Below are 394 nucleotides of genomic sequence, written 5' to 3' on the forward strand. Positions count from 1 at the left end.
GGCGATGAACAGGACGACGACGACCAGCGTCTGCCCCATGCCGGCCCCGGGAGCGCTATCCACGGCTCACGCGGCGCAGCCGCTCCGAAGGGGTCACCACGTCGGTGAGCCGGATGCCGAACTTGTCGTTGACCACCACCACCTCGCCCTGCGCGATGAGGTAGCCGTTGACGAGCACGTCCATCGGCTCGCCGGCCAGCGCGTCGAGTTCCACGACGGAGCCCTGGGCGAGCTGCAGGATGTACTTGATGGGCACCTTCGTGCGGCCCAGCTCCACGGACAGCTGGACGGGAATGTCCAGCACCATGTTGATGTCGTTGACCGGCGCCTCGTTGCTCGAGGACGAGAACGGGCGCACGGGTTCGCCCGCGAGCGGGCCGCCCTGGTCCACGGG

1 protein-coding gene is annotated in these 394 nt (G+C 68.8%); it reads right to left on the minus strand.

Annotated features, from left to right (window positions below):
- Nucleotides 1-55: 55 nt before the first annotated feature.
- Nucleotides 56-394, minus strand: a 339-nt coding sequence (fliN, locus tag FJV41_RS57635; RefSeq protein WP_141649696.1) for a flagellar motor switch protein FliN, incomplete at its 5' end; no start/stop codon positions are given.

The organism is Myxococcus llanfairpwllgwyngyllgogerychwyrndrobwllllantysiliogogogochensis (assembly GCF_006636215.1).
Taxonomy (GTDB): Bacteria; Myxococcota; Myxococcia; order Myxococcales; family Myxococcaceae; genus Myxococcus; species Myxococcus llanfairpwllgwyngyllgogerychwyrndrobwllllantysiliogogogochensis.